The sequence below is a fragment of the Bifidobacterium callimiconis genome (assembly GCF_003952005.1).
Taxonomy (GTDB): Bacteria; Actinomycetota; Actinomycetes; order Actinomycetales; family Bifidobacteriaceae; genus Galliscardovia; species Galliscardovia callimiconis.
Genome location: NZ_QXGJ01000004.1, coordinates 23,719 through 50,226, shown reverse-complemented (window position 1 = coordinate 50,226; position 26,508 = coordinate 23,719). Strand labels below are relative to the sequence as shown.

The 26,508-nt window shown below is 63.2% G+C and carries 19 protein-coding genes and 1 tRNA gene; 13 read left to right on the top strand and 7 right to left on the bottom strand.

From position 1 onward, the window contains the following. The first annotated feature begins 172 nt into the window (after positions 1-172). The 5 genes from D2E23_RS04900 to D2E23_RS04880 are packed head-to-tail and all read left to right on the top strand — an operon-like array spanning position 173 to position 6,540. The gene (locus tag D2E23_RS04900; RefSeq protein ID WP_206431999.1) at positions 173-1,408 is read left to right on the top strand and encodes a heme/hemin ABC transporter substrate-binding protein; all 1,236 of its coding nucleotides are present in this window, start codon (positions 173-175) and stop codon (positions 1,406-1,408) included. After that, positions 1,405-2,703 (top strand): FecCD family ABC transporter permease, encoded by a 1,299-nt coding sequence (locus D2E23_RS04895; protein WP_206431998.1) that lies wholly within the window; start codon positions 1,405-1,407, stop codon positions 2,701-2,703. Before D2E23_RS04900 ends, D2E23_RS04895 begins: the two co-directional genes overlap by 4 nt. Beyond that, on the top strand, positions 2,700-3,647 hold the full coding sequence (locus tag D2E23_RS04890; RefSeq protein WP_206431997.1) for a heme ABC transporter ATP-binding protein: 948 nt from the start codon (positions 2,700-2,702) through the stop codon (positions 3,645-3,647). The genes D2E23_RS04895 and D2E23_RS04890 overlap by 4 nt, the downstream gene beginning before the upstream one ends. Then, positions 3,644-4,987, top strand: coding sequence for a hypothetical protein (locus D2E23_RS04885; RefSeq protein WP_126029880.1), 1,344 nt, complete (start codon positions 3,644-3,646; stop codon positions 4,985-4,987). Before D2E23_RS04890 ends, D2E23_RS04885 begins: the two co-directional genes overlap by 4 nt. Beyond that, positions 4,987-6,540, top strand: coding sequence for a hypothetical protein (locus tag D2E23_RS04880; protein WP_126029879.1), 1,554 nt, complete (start codon positions 4,987-4,989; stop codon positions 6,538-6,540). Before D2E23_RS04885 ends, D2E23_RS04880 begins: the two co-directional genes overlap by 1 nt. Positions 6,541-6,682: 142 nt before the next feature. Here D2E23_RS04880 and pgm read toward each other — a convergent pair whose 3' ends face one another. Next, positions 6,683-8,359 (bottom strand): phosphoglucomutase (alpha-D-glucose-1,6-bisphosphate-dependent), encoded by a 1,677-nt coding sequence (pgm, locus tag D2E23_RS04875; RefSeq protein ID WP_126029878.1) that lies wholly within the window; start codon positions 8,357-8,359, stop codon positions 6,683-6,685. 385 nt (positions 8,360-8,744) lie between these two features. On the opposite strand from pgm, the gene D2E23_RS04870 reads away from it, so the two are divergent. Continuing rightward, a complete protein-coding gene (locus D2E23_RS04870) occupies positions 8,745-10,838 on the top strand; it encodes a glucose PTS transporter subunit IIA (protein ID WP_126029877.1) in 2,094 nt (697 codons plus the stop codon). A 103-nt stretch (positions 10,839-10,941) separates the two neighbouring features. Then, positions 10,942-11,781: a PRD domain-containing protein gene (locus D2E23_RS04865; protein WP_126029876.1), complete on the top strand. Its 840-nt coding sequence runs from the start codon at positions 10,942-10,944 to the stop codon at positions 11,779-11,781. A 92-nt stretch (positions 11,782-11,873) separates the two neighbouring features. Here D2E23_RS04865 and D2E23_RS04860 read toward each other — a convergent pair whose 3' ends face one another. Further along, on the bottom strand, positions 11,874-13,115 hold the full coding sequence (locus D2E23_RS04860) for a diacylglycerol/lipid kinase family protein (protein WP_126030007.1): 1,242 nt from the start codon (positions 13,113-13,115) through the stop codon (positions 11,874-11,876). 139 nt (positions 13,116-13,254) lie between these two features. Between D2E23_RS04860 and serS the strand changes: the two genes are divergently transcribed. From serS to D2E23_RS04845, 3 genes are all read left to right on the top strand, one after another. Beyond that, positions 13,255-14,541, top strand: a complete 1,287-nt coding sequence (gene serS, locus D2E23_RS04855) for a serine--tRNA ligase (RefSeq protein WP_126029875.1) — start codon at positions 13,255-13,257, stop codon at positions 14,539-14,541. 392 nt (positions 14,542-14,933) lie between these two features. Beyond that, the gene (locus D2E23_RS04850) at positions 14,934-16,088 is read left to right on the top strand and encodes an MFS transporter (RefSeq protein WP_338142179.1); all 1,155 of its coding nucleotides are present in this window, start codon (positions 14,934-14,936) and stop codon (positions 16,086-16,088) included. 216 nt (positions 16,089-16,304) lie between these two features. Next, positions 16,305-16,389, top strand: a tRNA-Ser gene (locus D2E23_RS04845). A gap of 117 nt (positions 16,390-16,506) precedes the next feature. On the opposite strand, the gene D2E23_RS04840 is transcribed toward D2E23_RS04845, so the two are convergent. Continuing rightward, positions 16,507-17,217, bottom strand: a complete 711-nt coding sequence (locus tag D2E23_RS04840; protein ID WP_126029873.1) for a nucleotidyltransferase domain-containing protein — start codon at positions 17,215-17,217, stop codon at positions 16,507-16,509. Between the two features lie 52 nt (positions 17,218-17,269). On the opposite strand from D2E23_RS04840, the gene D2E23_RS04835 reads away from it, so the two are divergent. Then, positions 17,270-17,932 carry an HAD-IA family hydrolase gene (locus D2E23_RS04835; RefSeq protein WP_164520684.1) on the top strand — a complete coding sequence of 221 codons (663 nt, stop codon included), beginning with the start codon at positions 17,270-17,272 and terminating at the stop codon, positions 17,930-17,932. A 10-nt stretch (positions 17,933-17,942) separates the two neighbouring features. Here D2E23_RS04835 and D2E23_RS04830 read toward each other — a convergent pair whose 3' ends face one another. From D2E23_RS04830 to D2E23_RS04820, 3 genes are all read right to left on the bottom strand, one after another. Next, positions 17,943-19,430, bottom strand: a complete 1,488-nt coding sequence (locus D2E23_RS04830) for a metallophosphoesterase family protein (protein ID WP_126029871.1) — start codon at positions 19,428-19,430, stop codon at positions 17,943-17,945. Positions 19,431-19,787: 357 nt separating this feature from the next. Next, a complete protein-coding gene (locus D2E23_RS04825) occupies positions 19,788-20,576 on the bottom strand; it encodes a LuxR C-terminal-related transcriptional regulator (protein WP_126029870.1) in 789 nt (262 codons plus the stop codon). An 18-nt stretch (positions 20,577-20,594) separates the two neighbouring features. Beyond that, positions 20,595-22,091: an ATP-binding protein gene (locus tag D2E23_RS04820; protein ID WP_126029869.1), complete on the bottom strand. Its 1,497-nt coding sequence runs from the start codon at positions 22,089-22,091 to the stop codon at positions 20,595-20,597. A gap of 146 nt (positions 22,092-22,237) precedes the next feature. Here D2E23_RS04820 and D2E23_RS04815 point away from each other — a divergent pair, with 146 nt between their 5' ends. Beyond that, positions 22,238-24,043: a PspC domain-containing protein gene (locus tag D2E23_RS04815; RefSeq protein WP_164520683.1), complete on the top strand. Its 1,806-nt coding sequence runs from the start codon at positions 22,238-22,240 to the stop codon at positions 24,041-24,043. Positions 24,044-24,171: 128 nt separating this feature from the next. Continuing rightward, entirely contained in the window at positions 24,172-24,864 is a 693-nt protein-coding gene (locus tag D2E23_RS04810) for a hypothetical protein (protein WP_126029867.1), read from the top strand. 167 nt (positions 24,865-25,031) lie between these two features. Here the strand turns inward: D2E23_RS04810 and gdhA are convergent, their stop codons facing one another. Next, on the bottom strand, positions 25,032-26,378 hold the full coding sequence (gene gdhA / locus D2E23_RS04805; protein WP_126030006.1) for an NADP-specific glutamate dehydrogenase: 1,347 nt from the start codon (positions 26,376-26,378) through the stop codon (positions 25,032-25,034). Positions 26,379-26,508 lie beyond the last annotated feature (130 nt).

The following is a 26,508-nucleotide window of genomic DNA, read 5'->3' as shown; positions in this document are numbered from 1 at the left end:
GCCGCCGTAGGCGGGCTGAGGGAGGGATGATGAGCATCGGGGTTTCGGGTGTTGGATCCCTCCCTCTGTCACGACGGTTGTCGTGACATCTCCCTCCCCTGGAGGGAGAACTCCTGAATGGCTGGAGGGAGAACGCCCTCACAACACGTTCTGAGGAAGAGGAAATCAATCCATGAACATCGGACATATGAGCCACGATCTTCGACGCGGCATCCGCGTGCTGCTGTCGTCGGTGATCGCAGTCGCATGCCTGCTGTCCGTGGCCGGTTGCGCCAACATCGGCACCATCAGCGAGGCGAGCCTCGAATCATGCACCGTGCCGAACGCGTCCACTGAACCGAACCCGCCGAAACTGCCCGACGTCACCGCAGCCAAACTCGGCAATCCGCGCACCATCGAAGGGCCAACCACCGCGTACACCAAGTCGGATCAGATCATCCCGATCAGCAACGCGCCATTTGAACACCAGACATTGCCCGCCACCGTCACCAGCGCGGACGGGCCCGAACAGACCGTCACCGACACCACGCGCATCCTCGCCCTCAACCAGAACGGCGGACTCGCTGCCGCGGTCTATGCGCTCGGCTTCGGCTGCAATCTCGTCGGTCGCGATACCGCCACCGGCTCGTCTGGCATGGACAAACTACCCAAGGTGACCGCCAACGGCATGGATCTCAACGCCGAGGCGATCATGGCGCTGTCGCCCACCGTCATCATCACCGATACGAGCATCGGTCCATACGACGTGCAGTTGCAGCTGCGCCAGTCGGGCGTCCCTGTCGTATTCGTTCCGCTCGTCAGCGATCAAGGTGTCAGCGGCGTCGGCACACAGATCCAGGCCGTGGCCGACGCGCTGGGCGTGAGCGACCTCGGCAAGCAGCTCGTCGACCGCACGAACAGCGAGATCGATCAGACCATCGCGGCGATCAATGAACGATTCGTTCCCACGAACACCGAACGCAAACCGCGCATCGTGTTCCTCTACGTCCGCGGCACGTCGATCTACTACTGGTTCGGCGAAGGGTCGGGCGCGGACTCGCTCATCCAGTCGATCGGCGGCGTGGATGTGGCCAAGGAAGTCGGCTTCACCGGCATGTCCCCGACCAACGCCGAAGCGCTGATCAAGGCCGCGCCCGACGTGATCCTCGCCATGACGCTCGGCGTGCAGTCCGCCGGCGGCGTGGACGGCATGCTTGACCTGCCCGGCATCAAGGAGACCCCCGCCGGCGAGCATCGACGGGTGGTGGACATGAGCGACTACGAGATCATGAGCTTCGGACCGCAGACCGCGCAGGTGCTGGCCGCGCTCGCCACCGCCGTGTACGTGCCGGACCTCGCGTACCAGCCTTCGGACACGCAAACGGAAGCCACGCAGTCCGAGACCACGAATCAGGAGGATGCGCAATGAGCGCAGCGACGACACGACGACTACGACGAACCGACAGGACCGGTCACAATACTCGGTCTGGTCAGTCCGGTCGGGCCGGATATGAAAACGATCAGTCCAGACAGGATACGCTCGGTCGTGCCGGTCATGACCAGTCCGTTCATGTCCGCACCAGTCGCGTCCGTGCCGGTCGTGACCAGTTCGGTAGCGACCAGTCCCGCTACGACCGTACCGCTCGTCTCCGCGCCAACGCCGCGGCCCTCGATCTCGCCGCCAAACCGCGCATGGGTCGAACGGCCGTCGTGTTCCTCATCATGACCGTGGCATTGCTCGTCATGATCGTCGTTTCCGCGTCGCTCGGTCAGCTCGTCATTCCCTTCGATCAGGTGATCGGATCGGTGCTCAACAAAATCGGCATCCACTGGATCGACGGACCGTCCCGCGCGTTCGGCAACGAGGCGCTGTGGAACGTGCGGTTCCCGCGCATCGCCATGGCCGTCGTCGTCGGCGCGGCGCTCGGCGTGGCCGGTGCGGTGATGCAGGGCGTATTCGGCAATCCGCTGGCCGAACCGGGTACCGTCGGCGTATCGTCGGGCGCGGCCGTGGGCGCCAGCTGCTCGATTCTCATGGGCTGGACGTTCCTCGGATCGTTCACCACACCGTTCCTCGCGTTCGTCTGCGGACTGGGCACCACGGTGGCCGTGTACCTGCTGGCACGCCGCGGCGGCCGTACCGAGATCGTCACGCTGATCCTCACCGGCGTGGCCGTGAACGCCATCGCCGGCGCACTCATCGCGTTCTTCACGTTCGCCGCGCCGACCAGCGCGCGCGACCAGATCGTGTTCTGGCAGATGGGCTCGTTCAACGGCAGCCGCTGGCAGCAGGTAGCGCTCGTGGCACCCATGTGCGTGATCGGCATGATCATCGTGCAGACACTGGCCCGCCGACTCGACCTGCTGTCGTTGGGCGAACGCTCCGCCCGTCACCTCGGTGTGAACGTGGAACGACTGCGGTTCGTCGCCATGCTGGCCGTGGCGCTGCTCGTGTCGTCGGCCGTGGCATTCGCCGGCATCATCTCGTTCGTCGGACTCGTGGTGCCGCACCTGCTGCGCATGATCCTCGGACCGGGCCATCGCACGCTGTTGCCCGCATCCGCATTGGGCGGCGCGCTGCTGCTGACGATCGCCGACTTCGCCGCACGCACGACCATCGCATTCGCCGACCTGCCGATAGGCATGCTCACGTCGTTGGTCGGCGGACCGTTCTTCTTCTGGCTGCTGCGACGCAGTCGCTCCAAGTCGGGAGGCTGGGCATGACCATGACTCTTTCACTGCCGTGGCGTACGGATCATCTTGCGCCCGATATGCCCAAGCCGGGCGACTGCGTGCTGGAACTGTCGAACGTGAGCGTGAGCATCGGCGAGCGCGCCGTGCTGCAGGGCGTGGACCTCGACGTGCGTGCCGGCGAACTGCTGGCGCTCGTCGGGCCGAACGGCGCCGGGAAATCGACGCTGCTCAACGCCATCACCGGTGACGTACCGCTCACCGACGGTGAGATCTCCCTGTTCGGCAAGCCCTCTGGCGTATGGGATTCCACGGAGCTGGCCATGCGCCGATCGGTGCTGCTGCAGTCCGTGGACGTGACGTTCCCGTTCTCCGTGCGCGACATCGTGCGCATGGGCCGCGCTCCGTGGGAGGGCACGGCGCAGGAGATGAACGACGACGTGATCGTCGACGATGCTATGGCCACGACCGAGGTGACGGCGCTCGCCGACCGCGTGTACGCGTCGCTGTCCGGCGGCGAGCGCGGTCGTGCCGCATTCTCCCGCGTGTTGGCCCAGACCGCGCCGATCCTGTTGCTGGACGAGCCGACCGCGGCCATGGATGTGAAGCATCAGGAGATGCTGATGCGTGTGGGGCGCGAGTATGCGGCGGCCGGCTGCGCGGTGGTGGTGATCGTGCATGCGCTGGATGCGGCTGCCGCGTGGGCGGATCGTGTGGCGCTGTTGGAGCGCGGGCGTCTGCGCGCGCTGGGCACGCCGGAAGAGGTACTGACACCGCGGCTGCTGAGCGACGTGTACCAGTGCCCGATCGACGTGCTGCGGCATCCGGACGGCGGGCTGATCATCGTGCCCGGGCGGCCGGTGGTGGCGCGCAACGTGTATGGCCGGTGCGGTGTCGGCGTGGGTGATGCCGACGCTGTGGATGGTTCGGGTGGCAGCACGGCGGATGACATGAGCAACGGAACGGGTGAGGGATGATGTCGATGAGGGTGATACGAGGAAACGGTCTGCCGATGCGATTGACCGGCATGGTGATTGCGGTACTGTCCGTATTGGGTTCGCTGATCGCGGTTGGTGCGGTGGCTCCGGTTCCCGCGCGGGCCGCCGGCGCCACGGTGTCGGTTTCGGTTCAGGGAGGCACACTGCATACGGACGCGGCGACCACGGTGAACCTGTCTGGCAGCGGATTCCAGTCGGTTCAGGGCGGGTTTGGCGGCATCTATGTGCTGTTCGGCTGGGTCAGCGATCCGAACGGGGACTCATGGAAGCCGTCAAAAGGCGGCATGACCGGCGAAACCTACCGATACGTGCCCGACGACGAGAACAATCCGACGGGATATGACGTATTCGTCGCGTTCCCAGGCGACCCCACGGCGTCGGCGGCCAACGGCGGGCAACTCGCGTCCGACGGCACGTGGCATGCCGCGATCACGGTGCCCGGCGCGAAGTTCACGAGCGTCGATCGGTCGAACAATCCGGTGAACGTCGACTGCACGACCGTGCAGTGCGGCATCATCACGATCGGCGCGCACGGCGTGGCCAACGCCACCAACGAGACGTTCACACCGATGTCGTTCGACACATCATCGTCGGCGCGGCAGTCGAATGACGGACAGACGAACACGGGCGTCGTCGCCACGGATTCCACGGCGAATCAGTCCGATCAGCAATCGGCCGACGACGCTGCCGAACAGACCGCCGATGCGAATACGCAGAACACCAACGACAATACCGATACCGAAAACGGCACCGAGAACGCCGCGAAGACGACACGTGCCGCGGCGTCGACCGCGGATTCCACGACAACGAGCAAGGGGAACGACGATATGATAATGACCATTCCGACGTGGGGTGTGGCCGGCTGGCTGATCGTGGCCGCGGCGATCATTCTGGGACTGTCGATCATCGTGCTGGCTGCGGGCGTCGGCGGATATCTGGCGGTCAAGGCGCTGTTGCTTGGCATCTCACCGGCGGCATTGGACAGGGAGGTGGCCCGTCGTGAGCGTCGGGCGGCCGCGGTGCGCGCCCGTGAGGAGATCCGAACGGAACGACATCGGCGGAAACTGCACGAGCGGCTGATCAAGGAGCGGGAACGTGCCGACAAGGCGCAGGCGATGGCTGAATCGACATCGGCGTCGGCGGGATCGGCCGCGGAATCGGAGAGGCACGATGCCGATTCTCGACCTTCCGTATTCGTGCCCGGTGGCGGACTGCGCGCTCCGCGTGCCGACTCCGCCCCGGCGGCGAACGGCATGGTTGCGGCGAACGGCACAGTTGCGACGGGTGACGCGGTTACGTTGGCCGGGAAGGAGTCCTGATGAGCATCAGACGAACCATGTTGAAAACCGTGTGCGCGCTGTCCACGGTCATGGCGGTCTGCGCCGGATCGGTCGCCTTCATGGCGCCGGCGTTCGCGGCCACGCGAACTTCGGACACTGTGACCGGAGGAGCCGTGACCGGAGGAACTGCGACCGGCGGCGGGGAGGCCTCCGACAGGGGAAACACGTCGGAGGATGGGAATGACGGCACCGGTAAGGACGATACCGGTACCGGGACCGACCCCCTCGCCACGTATACGAACGTCACCCTGCGATGGGGAATGAACGACGAAACGAATTCGGCGGCCTACTACGGCGGCTGTAACTTCCTGTCCGCGGGCAAGGCCGGCAACACCGGTTCGGCCAAGGTCTGGACGCAGGAGCTCTATAAATCCACGGACGGCAACGTCAGCATTGAGAAACCGGATTCGTCAGGCCGATGGGTGAACGCATCATGGGACAGTCGGTGCCTTACCCGCGGCGGCGACGCCGTCACCATGGGCAAACGCGCCGACGGGCGATCGATCAACACCGAATCGCAGGTGGTGGTCACCAACGGTTCCGGCATCATGGCCGCGGACGGTTCCATCACGATTTCATGGAAGGGCTCGTGGACCGTCGCCTACTACGGTGGCATGACCTACTGGAGTGTTACCGATCCCACGCTCACGCTCGACGCGAACGGCATCGGCGCACTGACCGCCACCGCGTCCGGCTATGGATCGTCGATGAGCGACGCGAGCAAATGGGTCGAATTGTCGCCGCGCACCATTCACGTGGCCGACATCACGGGCGTCGACCTCAGTCAGGCCGATTCGGATCACGGCTTCACCGTCACACCGGAATATCTGGGCGTCGCCGTCACCGCGAGCGGCGATCATGGAGGCCAGGCGGCCAAGGACGACGGCAACGCCGAATACTGGGGGTCGTTCCCGCAGTCGTTTGTCGACTTCCAATTGGAGACCGGGCAATCCGCCTACTGGTACACGGCCGGCAGTACGCGCGACTTCGCCAAGATCACGTTGCCGATGTCCGTACAGTTCGATTCGTCATACACGGTGGACGTGCCCGAGGAATCGCCCGCGTCCACACCATCCACGGGAGGTACGTCGTCTGCCACAACGTCGAACGCGGCCGGCGGATCGACGTCGAATTCCGATACAACGTCGTCTGGTTCAACGTCTGGCTCGACGGATACGACGACCTCCACGACGTCGGGAACCGCGTCGGGCTTGGCGGGAACATCGTCGGGCAAGGCCGCCGCGGCGCCGAAGGCCAGTACGTCGCAGGGCGATACGCAGCGGAATCACGACGCCGACACCGCAGCTAAGGTCGCCGACGGGTCCGGTGATTCGTCGTCTGATTCGGATTCCGCCGCCGCGTCGTCTGCGAGTACGGAGTCACTGATCGAGGACAATGCGCGGACCATTGCCGCAGGATCGGCCGGCGTTGCCGCCGCGACTGCGCTGCCGTTGGGCTGCGGGTGGCTCATTCGTCGCCGTCTGGGACTCGATCCGTCCGACGCGCTTGATCGTCTGCTTGCCGGACGGTGACGGTTCGTAATCGTAGACGACCGTTCGCGGACTCGACGGTGGTGGAGCGAGTACGAACACATACGAAAGGGGTCTGGTATCACAGTGAACCGCACTGCGATACCAGACCCCTATCTTGTGTTATTTGGCGATTGCTATGCGACTACTCGCTCAGCGCCTTGTCGACCACGGCGCCGGCCTCGTCGAGCACCTTGTCCAGCGCCTCGGGGGAGACGAAGGACTCGGCGTACACCTTGTAGATGTTCTCGGTGCCGGACGGGCGGGCGGCGAACCAGTTGTCCTTGGTCGTCACCTTCAGGCCGCCGATCTTGGCGCCGTTGCCCGGAGCCTCGGTCAGCTTGGCGGTGATGTCCTCGCCGGCCAGCTGCGTGGCGGTCACGTCGCTGCCGGACAGCGTGGCGAACTTCTGCTTCTGCTCGAGCGTGGTGGGCGTGTCGATGCGCTTGTACCAGCTCTCGCCGAAGCGCTCCACCTGCTCCTGATGCAGCTGGGCCGGGTTCTTGCCGGTCTTGGCGGTGATCTCGGCGGCCAGCAGGTCGGGGATCAGACCGTCCTTGTCGGTGGTCCACACGCGGCCGTCGCGACGCAGGAAGCTCATGCCGGAGCTCTCCTCGCCGCCGAACGCAACCTCGCCCTTGAACAGCGGGTCGACGAACCACTTGAAGCCCACCGGCACCTCGACGAGCTTGGCGCCGATGGAGGCGGCCACGCGGTCGATCAGCGAGGAGCTCACCAGCGTCTTGCCGATACCGGCGCCCTTCGGCCAGTCGGGGCGGTTGCCGCCGAACAGGTATTCGACGACCACGGCGATGTAGTGGTTCGGGTTCATCACGCCCCAGTTCGGGCAGACGATGCCGTGACGGTCGGCATCCGGGTCGGTGCCGCCGACGAGATCGTACTTGTCCCATGCACCGGCGTTGAGTTCGTCGACCAGACCCTTCATCGCGTACGTGGAGGAGGGGTCCATGCGGATCTTGCCGTCGTGGTCGATGGTCATGAAGCGCCAGGTCGGGTCGACCTCGGGGCGAACCACGTCGATCGACAGGCCGAACTTCTCGTTCATGAGCGGCCAGTAGTTCACGGAGGCGCCGCCCAGCGGGTCGATGCCCAGACGCACGCCGCTGTTGCGGATCACGTCGAAGTCGATCACGTTGCCCAGATCGGACACGTAGTGATCGCGGAAGTCGAAGCGCTCCACCAGATCGGACTTGACGGCCTGCTCGAACGGCACGCGCTTGACGGACTTGTAGTCGCCGAGCAGTTCGTTCGCGCGGGCGGCGATCGCGTTGGTGGTCTCGGCCGGGGCCGGGCCGCCGGTCGGCGGATCGTACTTGAAGCCGCCGTCGGTGGGCGGGTTGTGCGACGGGGTGACCACGATGCCGTCGGCCAGATCGTCACCACTGAAACGCTGGGTGCCGTCGGCCGCACGGTTGTGCGTCAGAATGGCCTGGGAGACCACGGGGGTGGGGGTGAAGTCGTCGCGCGAATCGATGCGCACGCGCACGCCGTTGGCGACGAGCACCTCGATGGCGGTCTTCCACGCCGGCTCCGACAGGGCGTGCGTGTCACGGCCGATGTACAGCGGACCGGTGACGCCGTCCTTCTTACGGAATTCGGCGATCGCCTGCGAGATGGCGACGATATGGGCCTCGTTGAACGAGGTCTTCAGGCTGGAACCACGGTGGCCGGACGTGCCGAACGACACGCGCTGCTCGGGCACCGAGGGGTCGGGGACGAGGTCATAGTACTTGCCGATGACCTCATCGACGTTGATCAGATCTTCTGGGGTGGCGGGAAGTCCCGCATTTTTAGCAACCATGACACCATTGTACGGCGGGGCGTGGGCTCGGCCGGGGAGGTTCGGTTCCGTGATGTGCCGGAATGTGGTCGGCGGCATGGGCGCGGCGTGTCGCCTGCGTGTCGTCGCGAATGGAGAGGAACGGCTATGGGTCTCGCGACCGCAGGCTGAAAGTTATTCCAATAACATTTGGTTAAGCGAATAATTTCATGCTATATTGTCAGCCGACAGTTTCCTTAGCAGGGTTGCTACTCAAGATTTCGAGGCAAGACCTGGTATGTGTGGCGGAGTCGCAGGCGTATTCACTTGCACCTCCGCTGCCTGTTCCAAGCCTTTCTCGTGTTTGGGTCATTGAAGATCCGGCGAAGAACTGCACATGTGGAAATGAAGGAAATGGAGAAAACTGATGTCGCATCAGGACGATGTTCAGGCGATCATCACCAATGTTGGTGGTGTTGCCAATATCAAGTCGCTGACACACTGCGCCACGCGACTGCGTTTCGAACTGAACGACGCCGGCAAGGTCAACGCCGACGCCCTCGATAAGAACAAGCTTGTGCTGGGCGTCGTACCCCAGTCGGGAGACCGTTATCAGGTCGTCATCGGCGGTCAGGTGGCCTCCGTGTACGACGACATCATGCACCTGCCCGCAATGGCCGGACTCGGCAAGGGCACCGTGCCGGACAATGACGGCGAGATGACCAACGCCGAACTCAAGGCGGCGGAACGCAAGAAGGGCGTGCGTGGCAAGGTCGCTTGGCTTGATAGCTTCTTCGAATATCTGGCCGACTCCTTCCGTCCGATCCTGGGCGTGCTGCTTGGTGCATCCATCATCATCGCGCTCGTCAACCTGGCCATCTCCCTGAAGATCGTCGAAAGCGACACCGCTACCACCGGCCTCGTGTTCATTCAGGCCATCTGGAAGGGCGTGTTCTACTTCCTGCCGATCATGATCGCGTACAACGCATCCAAGAAGCTCAAGGTTGATCCTTGGCTGGGCGGTTCGATCATGGCCATGCTCATGACCCCGCAGTTTATGACCACTCTGCAGGACCCCAAGCAGTGGGGCGACGCCGTCAAGTGCGTCGAGGTGATGGGCAACAAGCAGTGCACCACCACCGTGTTCGGTCTGCCGATGCAGATGTCCGACTATTCCGGACAGGTGTTCGTACCGCTGCTCATGGTCGCCGTGCTCGCACTCGTGTACCACGGTCTCAAGAAGATCATCCCCGAAAGCGTCCAGCTGGTCTTCCTGCCGTTCTTCTCGATGATCATCGTCGGCGCCCTGACCGCCTTCATCATCGGCCCGATCGGCGTCTGGGCCGGTAACGGCGTCGGCGTAGCCCTGTCCTGGATGAACTCCCACGCGCCGTTTATCTTCGCCATCGCCATCCCGCTGCTCTACCCGTTCCTCGTGCCGCTGGGTCTGCACTGGCCGCTCAACGCCCTGATGCTTATGAACATCCAGACGCTCGGCTACGACTTCATCCAGGGCCCGATGGGTACGTGGAACTTCGCCTGCTTCGGTGCGACTGCCGGTGTGCTGTTCCTCTCCATCCGTGATAAGGACACCCAGATGCGTCAGACCTCCATCGGCGCCCTCGCCGCCGGCCTGCTCGGTGGTGTTTCCGAGCCGAGCCTTTACGGTATCCACCTGCGTTACAAGCTCATCTACTCCCGTATGCTGGTCGGCTGTGGCGTCGGCGGTGTCGTGATCGCCGTCATGGGCTGGCTGTTCCCGTCCTCCACCGGCGTTCACGGCGTGACCACCACCACGTTCGCCTTCACCTCCCTGCTTACCATCCCGGTGTTCAACCAGATGTGGGTCTACGCGATCTCCATCGCCGCCGCATTCGTCACGTCGATGCTGCTCATCATCTTCCTTGACTACCGCACTCCGGAACAGAAGGCCGAAGTGAAGGCCCGCGTCGCCGCCGAAGCCGCCGAGGTCGCCGCCAAGGCGAACGGTGGCAAGGCCGCGAGCGTCGCCACGGCTCCCGCGCCGGCCACCGAGAAGGCTTCCGCCCCGGCCGCCGCTGCCGCTCCGACCACCGAGGTGCTTGCCCCGGTCTCCGGCCACGTGGTCTCCCTCGACGACTCCGGCGATCCGGTGTTCGCATCCCGCGCCCTCGGTGAAGGAGTCGCCATCCAGCCGACCGATTCCGAAGTCAAGGCACCGGTCTCCGGCGTGCTGCAGACCGTGGCCGAAACCGGTCACGCATTCGGCATCAGGACCGATGACGGTGTCGAAGTGCTGGTGCACGTCGGCATCGATACGGTCAAGATGAACGGTGACGGATTCGACGTGAAGGTCGCCAAGGGCCAGCGCGTCAACGCCGGTGACACACTCGTGACCGTTGACTTTGATAAGGTGAAGAAAGCGGGCTACAACACGATCACCCTGATAACGGTGCCCAACACCATGGCGCTTGCCTCCGTGAACCCGAAGACGGGCATGGATGCCAAGTCGGGTGATGTGGTTCTCGCCATCGAGAAGTGATCGAGAGAACGAGATATTGATTCGGTGCGTCGCCATCTCCGGAACCGGTCTGCCGAAGACCTGGCCGGCGATGACGGCGCACCGAATCGTATAAGGGGGTGTCATGGAGATACTTCGGGTCTTCAACAACAACGTCATATTGGCCAAGGACGGGAACCGCGAAGTCATCCTCACCGGAAGGGGTCTTGGATTCAAGGCCAAGTCCGGCATGACAGTGGACGAGTCCAAGGTCGCGCGCGTGTTCGTTTCTGCGGACGGACGCGACCCCGACCGCATGGCCCAGATCCTGGGCGACATCCCACCGGAAATCATCAAGCTGGTCTCCGAAGCCATGGACGAGATCGGTCTGGGCGACGAGGCCGTGCAAAAGCCCACGCTTGTCATGGCGCTCGCCGATCATGTCTGCGGCGCATTGCGTCGGGCCAAGAACGGCATTCCCGCAGTGTCCTATCCGCTGGGCGAAGAGGTGCGCTCGCTGTATAGGCATGAATACGAGCAGGGACAGGCGCTGCTTAAAGCCCTGAACCACAAGCTGAACAACACGCTCGCTCCCAACGAGAGCGTCGCGTTGGCCCTGCACCTCGTCAACGCCGGATTCGCCACCGGCGACCTGTCCAACACGTTTACGATGACCGGCGTGCTTCGGCAGATGCTCAACATCATTGAAGGCGAATACGGCATTACGTTGGACGAGTATTCCATCAACGTCAGCCGATTCATCACCCACATACGCTATCTCTTCGTCCGCATCCGCCAGAACAGCCAGCTCAACGACGAACCGGCGCCCGTCATTCACGCCATCGAACAGTCCTACCCGCAGGCTCTCCAATGTGCCCGGCATATCGCCTCGGTACTTGAAATGCGGTTCGGCGCCGGCCTGACGCAGGACGAAACCGCGTATCTGGCACTCCATATCGCCCGCGTCAGCGGAAGTTCCAAGTAACGGCGTACGTTTGTCGCCTTGACGGTCTTCCTCGTCTGTCCAGAGTGCCGTACGGTGTCGTAGCACGCCTTATCACGCGTCAACGGGGGAGATCAGTCCTTGGAAGGCTGCCGTTCCGGTGACGCCCCGGGCTGCTCAGCGTCAGCCGGCGCTGCCTTCATCTCCTCCTCTTCGGCGGCCTCGGAAGAGACCGGCACCTTCACCGGCTCCATCACCCCCGTCGCGTCCGGCATGGTCGCCGGCACCTCCGGCACGCGCACGCACAGCGCACGATGCTCCACGGTGAACTCGATCAGCGAGGTCTTGCCGAGAATATCGCCGTCCACCTCGGCTAACGCGGGCTTCTCCAAACGGATGCGTGCGCGCACGCCCTGCGTCTGGTCCACCGACGAATTCGTCGACAGCGGATTCTGTTCCGCCTTGCGGGTGATCGTCTGATGCACCACGTCGCCGAACAGGTTCGCCCAGCCGATCAGGCCGCCGGTCGTGTCGATCAGTTCGAAGTCAAGGATGCCATCGTCGTACGCGGCCTCCGGCATGAGCGAGAATCCCGGAATCTGACCGCAGTTGCCGGCCATGAACGTGCGGAACGAGATGTTCTTCGACGTCTGCTCCTTGCCATCCGTGCCGATGATCGTCACATCGCCGTGATAGCGCGGCGTGAACAGGTTCTTCACGCCGCCGACGAAGTACGCCAGCCAGCTGATGTTCTTCTTCAGCGCCGGATCGGTGTCGTCGATCATCGCCGCGTCAAAACCGATGCCGGCGATGATCAGGAACGCGTGCTTGCGCTCCGGCTCGTCGGAATCCAGCAACGCCAGACGACCCATGTCGACCTTGCGCGATCCGTGCGATGTGGCCACGGTGAGCGCCGCGTCGACATCGCCGATCGGAATGCCCATGTTACGGGCGAACAGATTGCCGGTGCCGATCGGCACGATGCCGAACGGACGATCCGAACCCGCCACCGCACTCGCCGCCGTGCGCACCGTGCCGTCGCCGCCTACGGCGACGATCGCGTCGGCGCCACGCTCCATGGCCTCCCTGGCGCAGTCGCGTCCGTCCTTGTCAAGCTGCGTCTCCACGATCATCGGCTCGGCAAGATGATGCGACTCGAAGAACGCGAGGATCTGCCCCTTGACCTCCTCGGCGCCGGGCTTGGACGGGTTGAGAATGAACGCGTAGTGCACGGGCGCCTTGTCACGCTGCACGATGGCCGTCGCCAGCCGGTGCTTGCGGTACGCCTGAACGGCGAGGAAAACGGCGACGCCCACGACGGCGACCACGGCGATCGCGATGAGCACGATCCAGACTGGAGACAACGATGACAACATACTTTCCATTGTGTTATCCATCCCCTGTTCAAGGGTGCAACGGCTCGCGGATTTCTTCGTTTTCCGCACAAAAACCATCGGAAAAATCAACGAAAGACCGTTGCCGGCAGTGTCTCATGTGGGCGTTAACGTAAGCCATATGCTTGATATTCAATTCATCCGTGAACACGCCGACGTTGTCAAGGAATCGCAGCGCAAGCGTGGCGAATCCGTGGAACTCGTGGACGAGGTGCTGCGCTCCGACGCCGCCCGTCGTGAAGCACTGAAGGAATTCGAGGCCGCCCGCGCCGAGCAGAAGGCCATGGGCAAGAAGGTCGCCTCCGCCCCGGCCGATCAGAAGGCCGCCATCATCGCCGAGACCAAGGAACTGGCCAACAAGGTCTCCGAATACAAGTCCGAAGCCGACAAGGCCGCCGAGGAATACACCACCGCCATGTGGAAGCTGTCCAACGTGGTGGAGCCGGAAGCCCCCGAAGGTGGCGAGGACGACTACGTGGTCGTCAAGAAGATCGGCACCCCTCGTGACTTCGCCGCCGAGGGCTTCGAGCCGAAGAACCACCTCGACCTCGGTGTGGGCGTGGCCGGCATCGACATGCGTCGCGGCGTGAAGGTCTCCGGATCCCGCTTCTACTTCCTGCGCGGAGCCGTGGCCCGCATGGAGATCGCCATGCTCACCATGGCCGTGGACCAGGCCGAGCAGAACGGCTTCATCACCACCATCACCCCGACGCTCGTGCGCCCCGAGATCATGGCCGGCACCGGCTTCCTCAACGCGCACTCCGACGAGATCTACCGTCTGCGCGAGCCCGACGACGACTACCTGGTCGGCACCTCCGAAGTGGCGCTCGCCGGCATGCACGAGAACGAGATCCTGAACCTGGAGAACGGCCCGCTGCGCTACTGCGGCTGGAGCTCCTGCTACCGTCGTGAGGCCGGTGCCGCCGGCAAGGACACCATGGGCATCATCCGCGTGCACCAGTTCAACAAGGTGGAGATGTTCGTGTACTGCAAGCAGGAGGACTCCCGCGACCAGCACCAGTTCCTGCTCGGCATGGAGCAGCAGATGCTCGGCAAGATGGAGATCCCGTACCGCATCATCGACACCGCCGCCGGCGATCTTGGCTCCTCCGCCGCCCGCAAGTTCGACTGCGAGGCTTGGGTGCCGACGCAGGGCCGCTACCGCGAGCTGACCTCCACCTCGAACTGCACCGAGTACCAGGCCCGCCGCCTCAACATCCGCGAGCGCACCGAGGACGGCTCCACCCGTTCCGTCAGCACGCTCAACGGCACGCTGGCCACCACCCGCTGGCTCGTGGCGATCCTCGAGAACCATCAGCAGAAGGACGGCTCCATCGTGATCCCGACCGCCATGCGTCCGTACATGGGCGGCCGCGAGGTCATCGAGCCCACCACTTGGGAGGCCTGATCCGACCAGTCGGAACAGGCCATAGTCACGTCATAGTCATATGACATGCAGCCTCCCTCATCCGAGGGAGGCTTTTTCGTAGGCACGCATGGATGTTCTGACGATCGGGGCCGTCGCTGCGCAAACGCTGTCTCCGTCGTAATCGTTAGCGTGTTGAAACGCGACGATTGTCGGATGACGGCGTTATTTTTTTCTCGTTCCGTAAACAATCATCCCCGTCATGGGGCTCCGCAAGGAAGAGATCAACGATGACGCAGGAGCAGATCAGCGCCAGCCAGAAGAACGTCAAAAGCGAATCCTCCAAGGCCGCGGTGGAGTCCGCCGCCTCCGCTGGCCGCCCCTCCCTGCGTGACGACCGGTTCTTCACCCTGCCGGTGATCTCACTGGTCGCCATGAGCTTCATGCTCGGCATGAGCGAATTCATCATCGTCGGCATTCTGCCGGACATCGCCGAAGGCCTGAACGTGTCCCTGACCACCGTGGGTGGACTCGTCTCGCTGTTCGCGTTCGTCTACGCGCCGGCCACGCCGATCGGCGCCTCGATCAGCTCCCGGTTCGAACGGTTCCGCACCCTGCTGTTCCTCGCCGTCGTGTTCCTGATCGGCAACCTCATGTGCGCGTTCGCCGTCGGCTACGGCATGCTCGTGGCCGCGCGAATCGTGATCGCGCTGATCTCCGGCACCACCGTGGCCGTGTCCATGACGTTCGCCGACGACGTGGCCACGCCGAAGAACCGCACCAAATTCGTGGCCTGGGTGTTCTCCGGATTCTCCATCGCATCCGTGTTCGGCGTGCCGATCGGCACCACCATCGCCAACATGTTCGGCTGGCGCTGGTCGTTCCACGTGATCAACCTGCTCACCGTGGCACTGATCGTGCTCATGTGCGTCGTACTGCCGAAGAACCACTACGGTCCGAAGTCGCGCTTCCTCGCCCAGTTCTTCATCTTCACCGAAAAGCGCATCTGGGGTGGCATCCTCGCCGTCGTGTTCGCCGCCGCCTCTACCTATGTGTTCTACACGTATCTCACCCCGATCCTCGAACAGGAGATCGGCATTCCCGAGCAGTACATCTCGTTCGCGCTCGCCGCATACGGTTTGGCATGCCTCGGCAGCAACCTGTACGGCGGCAAGCTGGGCGACCGCGGCCGTGGCGTGGTGCCGCTGGTCAAGGGCCGTCCGATCTACCTGATCCAGGCGGTGTTCATGGTGGCGCTGCCGTTCGCCGTGCTCAACCCGCTCATCGGATGCGCGGTGCTGCTCGTGCTCGGCTTCCTCATGTACCTGCAGAACACGTCGTCGCAGATCCTGTACATGGACGTGGCCGCCGCGACCCACCCCGGCTCGCTGAACCTCGCGTCGTCGTTCAACTCCATGTCGTTCAACATCGGCATCGCGTTGGGCTCGGCCGTCGGCGGCCTGGTGACCGACCACGTGGGCATGCGCTGGCTCGGCCCGTTCGGCGCCATCTTCGCCGTGCTCGCCTATCTCACCGCCGTGTGGCTCAACGTCGATCTCAAGCGTCGCGAGGCCGACAAGACCAAGTGAATTCACGCTCGTTCCCCCTAGTGTGATCACACTAAGGGAAGGTACCGGGCCTAGTGTGGTTACACCAAGGTTCACACTATGGAAAGTCCCTAGTGTGATCACACCAAGACAGAAAGGGACGGGAACGCGAAGGCCGCGGTTTGGCGAACCGGCCGGTTTGCATTATGATGGTTCGCGTGCTTTTGCGTGTCGGGAACGCCGGCGCGTGAATTCCGTGGACAGATGTCTGAGCGGTCTAAAGAGACGGTCTTGAAAACCGTTGTGGCGCAAGCCACCACGAGTTCGAATCTCGTTCTGTCCGCGATTGGGCTCCTTGGCTTTGGCCAAGGAGCCCTTTGCATATCAGCCGATCGTGCACTGAACGCACACTGACCGATCGCACTCTGCCACCCTCAGTTCGGCATTCTCAGTTTGACCTTCAGCCCAACAGACGCATCGATCGTCCCACCCAATCCAACAGCCACCGGTACGGCTCGTCGATGCCACGCCCGGCGATGGTCGTGCGGATCGCATTGTCGTCGATGCTCAGTTCCATCATCCGCGCCTCATCGTCATGCCCATCCCGCACGCACACCTCCAGCAGATCGTTCTTGGTGGGCATAAACCGGCCGGTCCTCAGATACTCGACGATCTGCAGAGAGAAGAAGAAATGCTTGTACGCGGCGTGCAACGACTCCACGCAGGACTCCAGATCGTCGTCATGTCGCAGAAACGCGTTGTTCGTCAGATGATACAGGCTCGCCAGACTGGCCTGCGCACCCAGCACGGTGTCACGCGGCTCCAGATCCGGCAGACTGCTCCTCAGATTCCCGAACCACGTCTCCGTGCCCTGTGCGAACTGAAACAGCTCGTGCATCGGCCAGTGCACCAGCTGACGGCGGCCGGACGCGAACATCACCACGCGCTCGCCGTACGGCAGATCGCGAATCACACGACGTAGTGTTCTGAGATCGTTGATATCCATGTCGTTGAGAATGATCAGCAGATCGATGCCGCTGTCCGGTCTGGCCTCGCCACGCAGATAGCTGCCCTGCAGTCCGACGTACCGCAGTCGGTCGCCGAACGCGTCATGCAGCGCGGCCACCACCTGCGGTTTCCACGTGTACAGATCGACCAGACTTTGTCTCATAGGACCAGTCTAGTTCCGGCCTGACATGACAGCGCGTGATAGTGTCGCCGATATGAATGGGAACAATCATGATTCACGCGGCGATCTCAACGTCGTGTTCGACTTCTGCGACGTGCTGCTCAACTGGGATCCCAAAAGCGGTACGTATGATCTGCTGGCCGGGGAGTTCGGCGTTGACGCGTGGCGGGACTTCTACGACGAGGACGCGCCGTACGGCATGTGGCACTATGACGGTCTGCTCGACATCGGACTCGATCCGGCGGAGGCGGCGGCCGACTACCGTGCGCATCATCGCGGCGAGGATTGCGAGCGCATGTTCGACGTGTATTACGCGCATCGTGAGCAGGCGTTCCGCGGCATGATCACCGGCATGGATACGCTGCTGAACGATCTGGCGCGGCGCGGCGTGCCGGTGTGGGGATTGACGAACTTCACGCAGGATGCCGTGGATTATGCGACGGCGAAGTATCCGTCGCTGCGGCTGCTGCGTGACGTGGTTGTTTCGTCCACTGAACGGTTGAAGAAGCCGGATCATCGCATCTACGAGCTGGCCGCGGAACGGTTCGGCATCGATCCGGGCCGGTCCGTGTTCATCGACGACAAGATGTGGAACGTGCGCGGCGCCAAGGAGTCGGGATTCCGGTCCTTCGTGTTCACCAACGCGCTCGACGCCCGCGCCCAGCTCGCACAGTTCGGCGCGTTCTCGCGTCGCTAGGAATCGTGCATTACCGGCGCCACAGGCGACGAATCACGTCGTGCCATACCACGTGGGCGGTGGCGGCGAGCGTGAGCAGGGCGGCGAGGAACACCTTCGGTCGGCGCAGCTGGTTGCGCACCGAGGCGCCGTCGGTCATCAGATGATCGCCGAAGAACACGCGCACCTCGTCGCTGCTGTACGGCCCGATCAGCTCGCCGAACGTGAGCATGCGCGAATCGTACGCCGCTGGATCATCCTCGTGGAACACGAACAGGCGGATGCCGCGCAACGCCGACTTCGGGCCGTAGGACTCGAACCCGCAGGTGGGCGCATACCCCAGATCAAGGCCATCCACGTGTCCGATGAACGAGTTCTTATGGTCATGGCCGGTGAACAGTGCGAAATAGCCGCCGGTGCGACGCAACGTGTCCACTTCGCCGCAGTCCTCGTCCGGGCATCCGATCGACTCGCCGAGGATGGAACCGGGACGGCACACGGATTCGTCGATCACATAGCACTGCCCGGCGAAGGCGCGCGTGCCTTCCACGGCGTTCGGCGTCCATGCGGGAACGGGACGGAGGCAACGGTAGAACTCCTGCGGGGGGATGTGCTGGAACGCGATGGCCGGCACGGGCTTGCCGTCACCGTTGACCTCGCCCAGATGATGCTGCACGTCGGCGAGCCACCTCAGCGCCTCCGGGCTGGGGGAGCCGTAGCCGGCGCTGTCGGCCAGATCAAGGGCGCGGGAATGCTTGGAGTAGAACTCGTGCGTGATGGAGTGCAGGGCCTGCGGGGTGCCCTCCATATAGGAGGCCGGCTCGCCGTCCTCGTCGCCCGCCTTGCCGGCGTAGTCGCCGGAGTTGACCATCATCACGCTCATGGCGATGCGATCGCTGCCGTCGGACGCGGCGATCGGCAGGGCGAACGTGCCGGGCTCACAGGCCAGCGGATCGGCGTTATCCGTGGCTCGCGAGTCGTCGTCGGTCGGTGCCGGAGCGTTGTCGGTCTTCGGATTCAGGCACCCGTCGAACTCGCGGTACATGTCGTCCTGCTCGTCCACAAGCACGCCGCACTGGAAGTCATGGTTGCCGTACGTTGTGGCGAACGGCACATGCGCCTCGATCGCAGGGGAGAGGAACGCGGCGAACGTGCGACGGACCTTCTGCCGGGTGGCGTCCATCGCCGCAGCGAGCAACGCCTGATGATCGGCGGAATCGGCGTCCACGTCGGGGCCGGATTCGTCCATCGGCGTGATGCCTCGCACACGGGCCTCGAGTCTGGTCACCGCACGAATATGCTCGCCGGGCTCGTCATCGCGCCGACGCAGGAACGTATCGATGTATGCGGGATCGTATCCACGGATCTGATCGCCGGTGAACACGATGAGATCGGGATCCCCCTCGGCGATGGCCGCCCGGATCAGGCGAAGCGTATCCTCATTGACGTCCGGACCATCCTGGATATCGGCCATCTGAAGCACGCGGAAGGTGCCGTTCCTGCGAAATCGAAGAGTCATATTAATCCACTCTATTACGGCGAGCGCGGACGTGAGAGATTCTGTGGGAAGTTGAAAGCTTCTGTTTGCCTTCCCGACATATTCTGGACGGATTATGGGGCAGGCATCTCGGGAAAATCGCACAACTGAAAAGTACGGCTCAAGGTCCCTTGAGATTTCAAGGCCATGAAATGTCTACTTTGCAGTTGTGCGATTTCAGCCATGGAATCAAGACCTGATAGGACGGTACCGGGACCCTATCGATGTTCGGGATTGTGCGATTCCCGGAGTGTCAAGCCCAGAAAAGTACCGATACGGCGTGTGGAACGAAAATCGAGAGAGAATCGGCATCCGATCCAACACGACTGGTACGGGGTTTTACACGATGCTTCGATCGGAGGCCCATCGAATGAGCTCCGCCCGGTTCGACAGCTGCAGTTTGCGCAGCACGCGCGAGGCGTGCGTCTCCACGGTCTTCACAGAGATGAACAGCTTGGCCGCCACTTCGCGGTATGTATATCCGCGCGCGATCAGTCGCATCACCTCGCGTTCGCGCGGCGTGAGCTGGTCCAACTCCTCCGGGGCGATGCCGTATCCGGTACGGGAATCCGAGTCGGAGCCAGACCCCGCACTCCAATTGGAAGCGGCTCCGGCGATCGCAGCCCCGGCCTGGAACATGGACAGCACAAAACCCGCCAGCTTCGGCGAAAACACCGTATACCCCTGCGCCACCTGATGAATCGAGGAGACCAGATCCATGCGCGAGATCGTCTTGGTCACATACCCCAACGCACCGGCACGGATCACTGCGCCCACGTCCTGTGCCGAATCCGACACCGACAACGCCAGAAACGCCGACTTGGGTGAGGCTTCCCGCGACTTGAGAATGATCTCCGCGCCGCCACCACCCTCGCCGCCGGGCACATGCACGTCAAGCAGCACCACATCCGGCTTGGTCTGCGTGATCATCGCCACCGAGCCCTCCACGTCCGCGGCCTGACCGACCACGTCGAACCGGTCACCGAGAATCGTGATCACGCCGGCTCGGAACACCTCGTGATCGTCCACGATGGCCACGGTGATGTGTCGATCGTCACCGGCCGACGCATCCGACGCATTGCCGTTCAACGTATCGTTCAACGTATCACCCACAGACACCCTCTCCATTCGTCACGCTCCCTACGCTCATCCGACAGTCGGAGCCGTCGGGGCTGCCGGAGTAATCGGCATATGCATGTGCACCTCGGTGCCGAGTTCGGCGGACGACTCGATCTCCACCTGCCCGCCACGTCGCAGCACCCGGCCCATGATCGACTCGCGAACGCCAAGCCGCCCCTCGGGGATGGCGTGCGGGTCAAAGCCAGTGCCGTGATCCTTTACATACACGTCCACGCCGTCGTCCACCACCTCACAGTACACGCTGATTGGCGGCCTGCCGTGCTTGGCCGCGTTGGTCAACGCCTCGCGCGTGGCCTCGAGCAGCGCGGTCAGCGATCCGTCGGGCCGCACGTCGCCCACGGTCACCACATCGATGGGCTCGCCTACGCGGGCCTCCGCCTCGGCGGCCGCCTCCCTAAGCCCGGTGACGAACGACTGCGACTCCGTGCCGCGCCGCTGATACAGCCACGACCGCAGTTCGCGCTCCTGGGCATGGGCGAGCTGCCGCACGATCGTCGGATCGTCGGCGTTCACCTGAATCAGCGACAGCGTCTGCAATACGCCGTCATGCAGATGCGCGGCCATGTCGGCACGCTCCTCCTCACGCTCCTTGGCAGCCTGCTCGTCGGCGAGACGACGGGTCATCGCCGTAACGCGCGGGCCGATCATCAACGCCGCCGCACCAGCAAGCATCAGCACGCAGACGATCACGCGCAACGATCGATTGGCGGTCCGCTCATACCCGATATACGTGGAGAACGCAAACAATGCCAGCGTCAGAAATGACAGGCCGACGGTCAGGCTGATTCTTCCCGACGTGCGCGGATACCGCCGCAGCACCCAATCGGCCAGTACGCCGGTGGCGGCGAAAAACAGCGTGATCGCGGGGGACAACTCATGGAACAGAGAACCCAACAGCATCGTCAGCGGAACAATCACCGTATATGCCGCCACGATCACTGATATGGCGGACGCGTCATGCAACAGATCGGCGAGCGAACGGCCAGACGCCGGGGAGAAACCGTACGCAGAGCCCGTTGTGGCGCCCGGTGCGGCGGCGTTCGTATACGGCATCCCCGTCGTTCGAACTGCGGCACTCCTCATCACGTCGGTATTGCCCTTGGCCAGCGGCATGCTTACCACGTCGGTGCGTTCCCGTTCGACTGCGCGCGGATCGCCCTTCGGTACGAACGCCCAGAGAAAGACGTACAGCACCAGTCCGAATCCGAACAATGGCGCGGCCAGCACCATGAACGCACGTACCAACGGCGTTGGCAACCCCAGATGCGCCGCCAGCCCGGAGCACGCCCCGCACAACAGACCGCCGTGTTTGCGATCGGGGCGCAACAGCGGAGTGTGCGCGGGCGCCAGCGGCCGAAGCGGTGCCGCTGACGTTGCGGGTGTGGTCGTGGCCGTGCCGATTCCCGTCGCGTCCGGTATCGCGTTCGGCGTGGTGCCCCCTGCGGTCGTGCCGGCAATCGTGCGACGCGTCACGATCGGCGGGGCTTGCAATACGATCATCATGATTCCATTCCTACCGCAGCCATGCGCGGACCATGCCGGGTCACCGCTGATCTCAGGAAAAATCAGGCGATCGCGCGGAAAATGTCAGGCAATGTCAGGGCAAACCCCCATAGACGGATGGTATGTCACCGTGGTCTCATGAAGGTATGAACGACAACGATAAGACTTCGCACGGCACGACCGTGCATGATGAGACCGCGTCTGGCGACACGACCGCGCCTGCCGGTGCGACCGTGCATGGCGATCCTGGTTCCACTCATGGCGCAATCCCGCCTGACACTCCCCAGACCGCAACCCCCGTAACGTCCGCACCACCCAAGGAATCCCGATTCTTCCGATGGGTGCGCGACAGCGCCGTCGAGCGCTCGCCATACCGATGGTTCGGCGGCGTGTGCGGCGGCATCGCCTACCGCATCGGCGTGAGCGAACTGCTGATCCGGGCCGTGTTCGCGGCCTCTTGCTGCTTCTTTGGCGTGGGCGCGGCCGTGTACGGACTGGCGTGGCTGATTCTGCCGGACAGTCGCAACGGCCATATTCTGCTGCAACGCCTCGGGCATGGCAAGCTGTCGTGGCCGTTGATCGGCGCAAGCCTCATGTTCTGGGCGGGATTCATCGCCATGGTGAACCTGCCCGCAACGATGACGGACGGTCGTGTCGATACGGTCGGCTGGTGGATGTTCGTTTTCGTCACGATCGGATTCCTCGCGTTCCTCAATTGGAGCGGATCGCACGCACAGTATGTGGTGCGGTCATCGTCCGCGGTTCATCCCGTGCGTAGCTTGGAGGATGAGATGAGGGGCGCGCGGGCCGGGGGAGTGGGTGCGTCATCGGACTACGCATCTGCGACGACTGTCATGGCGTCAGATGGCGTGACTGATACAGCGGCGACTGCGACTGCGGCGACGGCCAAGGCTAACGATGTGAATGGTTCTGCGGTGAAAACCGCACCCGCCCAGCCGGCACCCATCGCCGATGCTGCTGTTCCTGTCAGTCCCAAGCCGCGTCCGCGTAGACGTCCGGCCGGATTCCTCGTCGTCGGCGTGGTCTGCGGACTGATGCTGGTCTCATTGGCCGGCGTATTGCTGATGAACGCCATAACGCAGGCGGGGCCGCAGGAGATGATCCGTTCCATCCTGATCTGGGTGTGTGCCTCCGCCGCCGTGGTCGGCATCGTACTGGTGGTATTGGGATTCCTCGGTCGTAAATCCGGCGGACTGCTGCCGATCGCCGTGCTGCTGTTCATCGCCGTGGCGATACTGGCGATGACCGGCGTCACGTATGCCGGCACGTCGTCTGCCGATGAATCGCGTGACTACGTCGTGAAAAACGTGTATTCGAATCTCGAATTGGGCAGTGGCGATGATCAGATGCGGATGTACCGCAATGGACTGACGCTCAGCGGCGAACAGTCGGGCGGCTTTTCCCACGCGACAATCAATCTCAGCGATGCCACGGAATGTCCGACCGGCACCATCCATCTGAACGTGGAATATACGCAGCTGGTGGTGCGTATGCCGCGTGGCTGCGGATTCCTGCTGGGCAATGACGCGATGGGATACCCGATGGGCGTCGGCGGCATGCACGGTCTCTCCTCGAACTCACCGCTGCTGAGCGGATTCACAGGGCCGAGCGGAGACCTGAGCGGCGGACAACTCCCCGCCGCCATGGCGCCAAGCGCCGATTCAGATACTGGTTCGGCCGATAGCTCCGGTGCGGTGGACGGTACGGGTTCGGCCAACGGTACGAATTCGCAGGATTCCGGTGACGGTTCCGATGCCGTGAACTCAGACAACACTTCCGAAAACGGTATTTCGGATGGTTCGAACATCGATTCCGACGAGGACCTGTACGACTATTCCACCAACTGGACCACCGACGACACCAAGCTCCTCCGTATCGACGCCACCGTCCGCTTCGCCTCCATAGAGGTCAGCGCCTTCGACAACCACTAGTTCCGGCTCCCCTCTCCGAGGGGAGCTGTCAGCGCAGCTGACTGAGGGGAGCACCACCGCTATCTTCTTCCAGACTCAATTCCCCTCGCACCCCCATCAACCTACCCCACACAAAAGGACCAAACCCCATGCCTACCAACACCCCCAACTCCACCAACGCTCCCAACCCCACCGATTCCCTCGCCGACATCACCGCCGAGCTCCCCGCCAACCCCTTCGCCGCCAACGCCGCCAAGGTTCCCCTCTTCTCTGCCGACTCCGTCAGCACCACCGAACTTCCAAAGACATCCTTCGCCGATTCCTCCACGACACGGTCCGCGAAAAACCACGAAACTGAGCCCGATGTCCCCTATACTGAGGAATTCCGTGCCGGCTCGTCGGACGAATCCTCATTCGAGGCCCCAATCGAGCCCACGATCCCGATTCCCGGGAAAACGGTTCGTCTCACTGTGGACGGCGATGATAAGTCTGGGGATAATTCCCCGAAGCAACCCACCGTTATGCACACCCCTGCGCCCAACACTGGGGATATCAATAATCAACGAAACGCGTCTGTCGCAAACGCATTGAACGCGCCCGACGAAACCGAAACGCCATCCCCGTGGAAAACCGGCATCAGCGCCCTGACCGTCACGTTCGGTCTACTTCTGCTCGTGATAGCCAGCCTCGGTTTCCTCACCGTCTACCGTTTCCCCGAACCGATCTTCTCCGTACATTCCGGTTCGTTTGACGCCTTCCTACTGGCCGCGGTCCTTGCTATCGCGGGTCTCGCCATCATCGCCGGCGTCCTCATCCGCACGGTCCGCCGGAATCGGGAATAGAGCGGTGCCAGTGCCAAGATGTCATGTCTAAGACGTCATGTCATGCATATGATGCCGGCGAACAGATAAAAAAAATCGGCTCTGTCGACGATGAAAACCGTCGGCAGAGCCAATTCTATAACTGTCGTTTTATGGCTTAATGCGCATAATCGACAGTTGGGTATGGATCACAGCACGCCCTGGGCGACCATGGCGTTGGCGACCTTGACGAAGCCGGCGGCGTTGGCGCCGAGCATCAGATCGCCCTCGTGGCCGTACTCCTTGGCTGCGGCCAGGGACTCGGCGACGATGGTCTCCATGATGTTCTTGAGCTTGGCGTCCACCTCGTCGAACGTCCAGGACAGGCGGTAGCTGTTCTGGCTCATCTCCAGACCGGAGACGGCCACACCGCCGGCGTTCGCGGCCTTGGCCGGGCCGTACAGCAGGCCGTTCTCCTGGTACACGGCGATGGCCTCCGGGGTGCTCGGCATGTTCGCACCCTCAACGACCACCTTGCAGCCGTTGGCGACGAGAGCCTTGGCGGACTCCTCGTTGATCTCGTTCTGGGTGGCGCACGGCAGGGCGATGTCGCACGGCACGGTCCACACGCCGGAGCAGCCCTCGTGGTACTCGGCGCCCTCGACGCGCTCGGCGTACTCCTTGATACGGCCGCGCTCGACCTCCTTGATCTGCTTGACCACGTCCACGTTGATGCCGTTCGGATCGTAGACATAGCCGTTGGAGTCGGACACGGTCACGACCTTGGCGCCCAGCTGCTCGGCCTTCTGCGCGGCGTAGATGGCTACGTTGCCGGAACCGGAGATCACCACGGTCTTGCCTTCGAAGGAATCGTTCTTCAGCACGCGCAGCGCCTCGGCGGTGTAGTAGCACACGCCGTAGCCGGTGGCCTCGGTACGGGCGAGCGAGCCGCCGAACTCCAGACCCTTGCCGGTGAGCACGCCGGAGTATTCGTCGCGGATGCGCTTGTACTGGCCGAACAGGTAGCCGATCTCACGGCCACCCACGTTGATGTCGCCGGCGGGGACGTCGGTGAACTGGCCGATGTGACGGCACAGCTCGGTCATGAAGGCCTGGCAGAAGCGCATGACCTCAGCGTCGGACTTGCCCTTCGGGTTGAAGTCGGAGCCGCCCTTGCCGCCGCCCATCGGCAGCGTGGTCAGGCTGTTCTTCAGGATCTGCTCGAAACCGAGGAACTTGATGACGCCCTCGTTCACGGTCGGGTGGAAGCGCAGACCGCCCTTGTACGGGCCGATGGCGGAGTTGAACTGAACACGGTAGCCGCGGTTCACCTGCACCTTGCCCTCGTCGTCAACCCAGGCCACGCGGAACTTGACCACGCGCTCGGGCTCGACGATGCGCTCGAGGACGCCGTTCTTCTCGTATTCGGGGTGCTTCTCGACAACCGGCTCGAGGGTCTCGAAGACCTCGCGCACGGCCTGCAGGAATTCGGGCTGGTCTCCGTCGCGCTGTTCCACCTGGGCGTAGACGCGCTTGAGATACTCGTTGTTCAGCATCATGCTCCTTAGCATGTTGGGAGCCACGTCGCCCACGATTTCCCCCGACATTGTTGAAACGCGACAGTCATGGCCGGGCGACGATGCTCTGATTGATGAAACACCCTCATCATAAGGCAGGATGTCCATT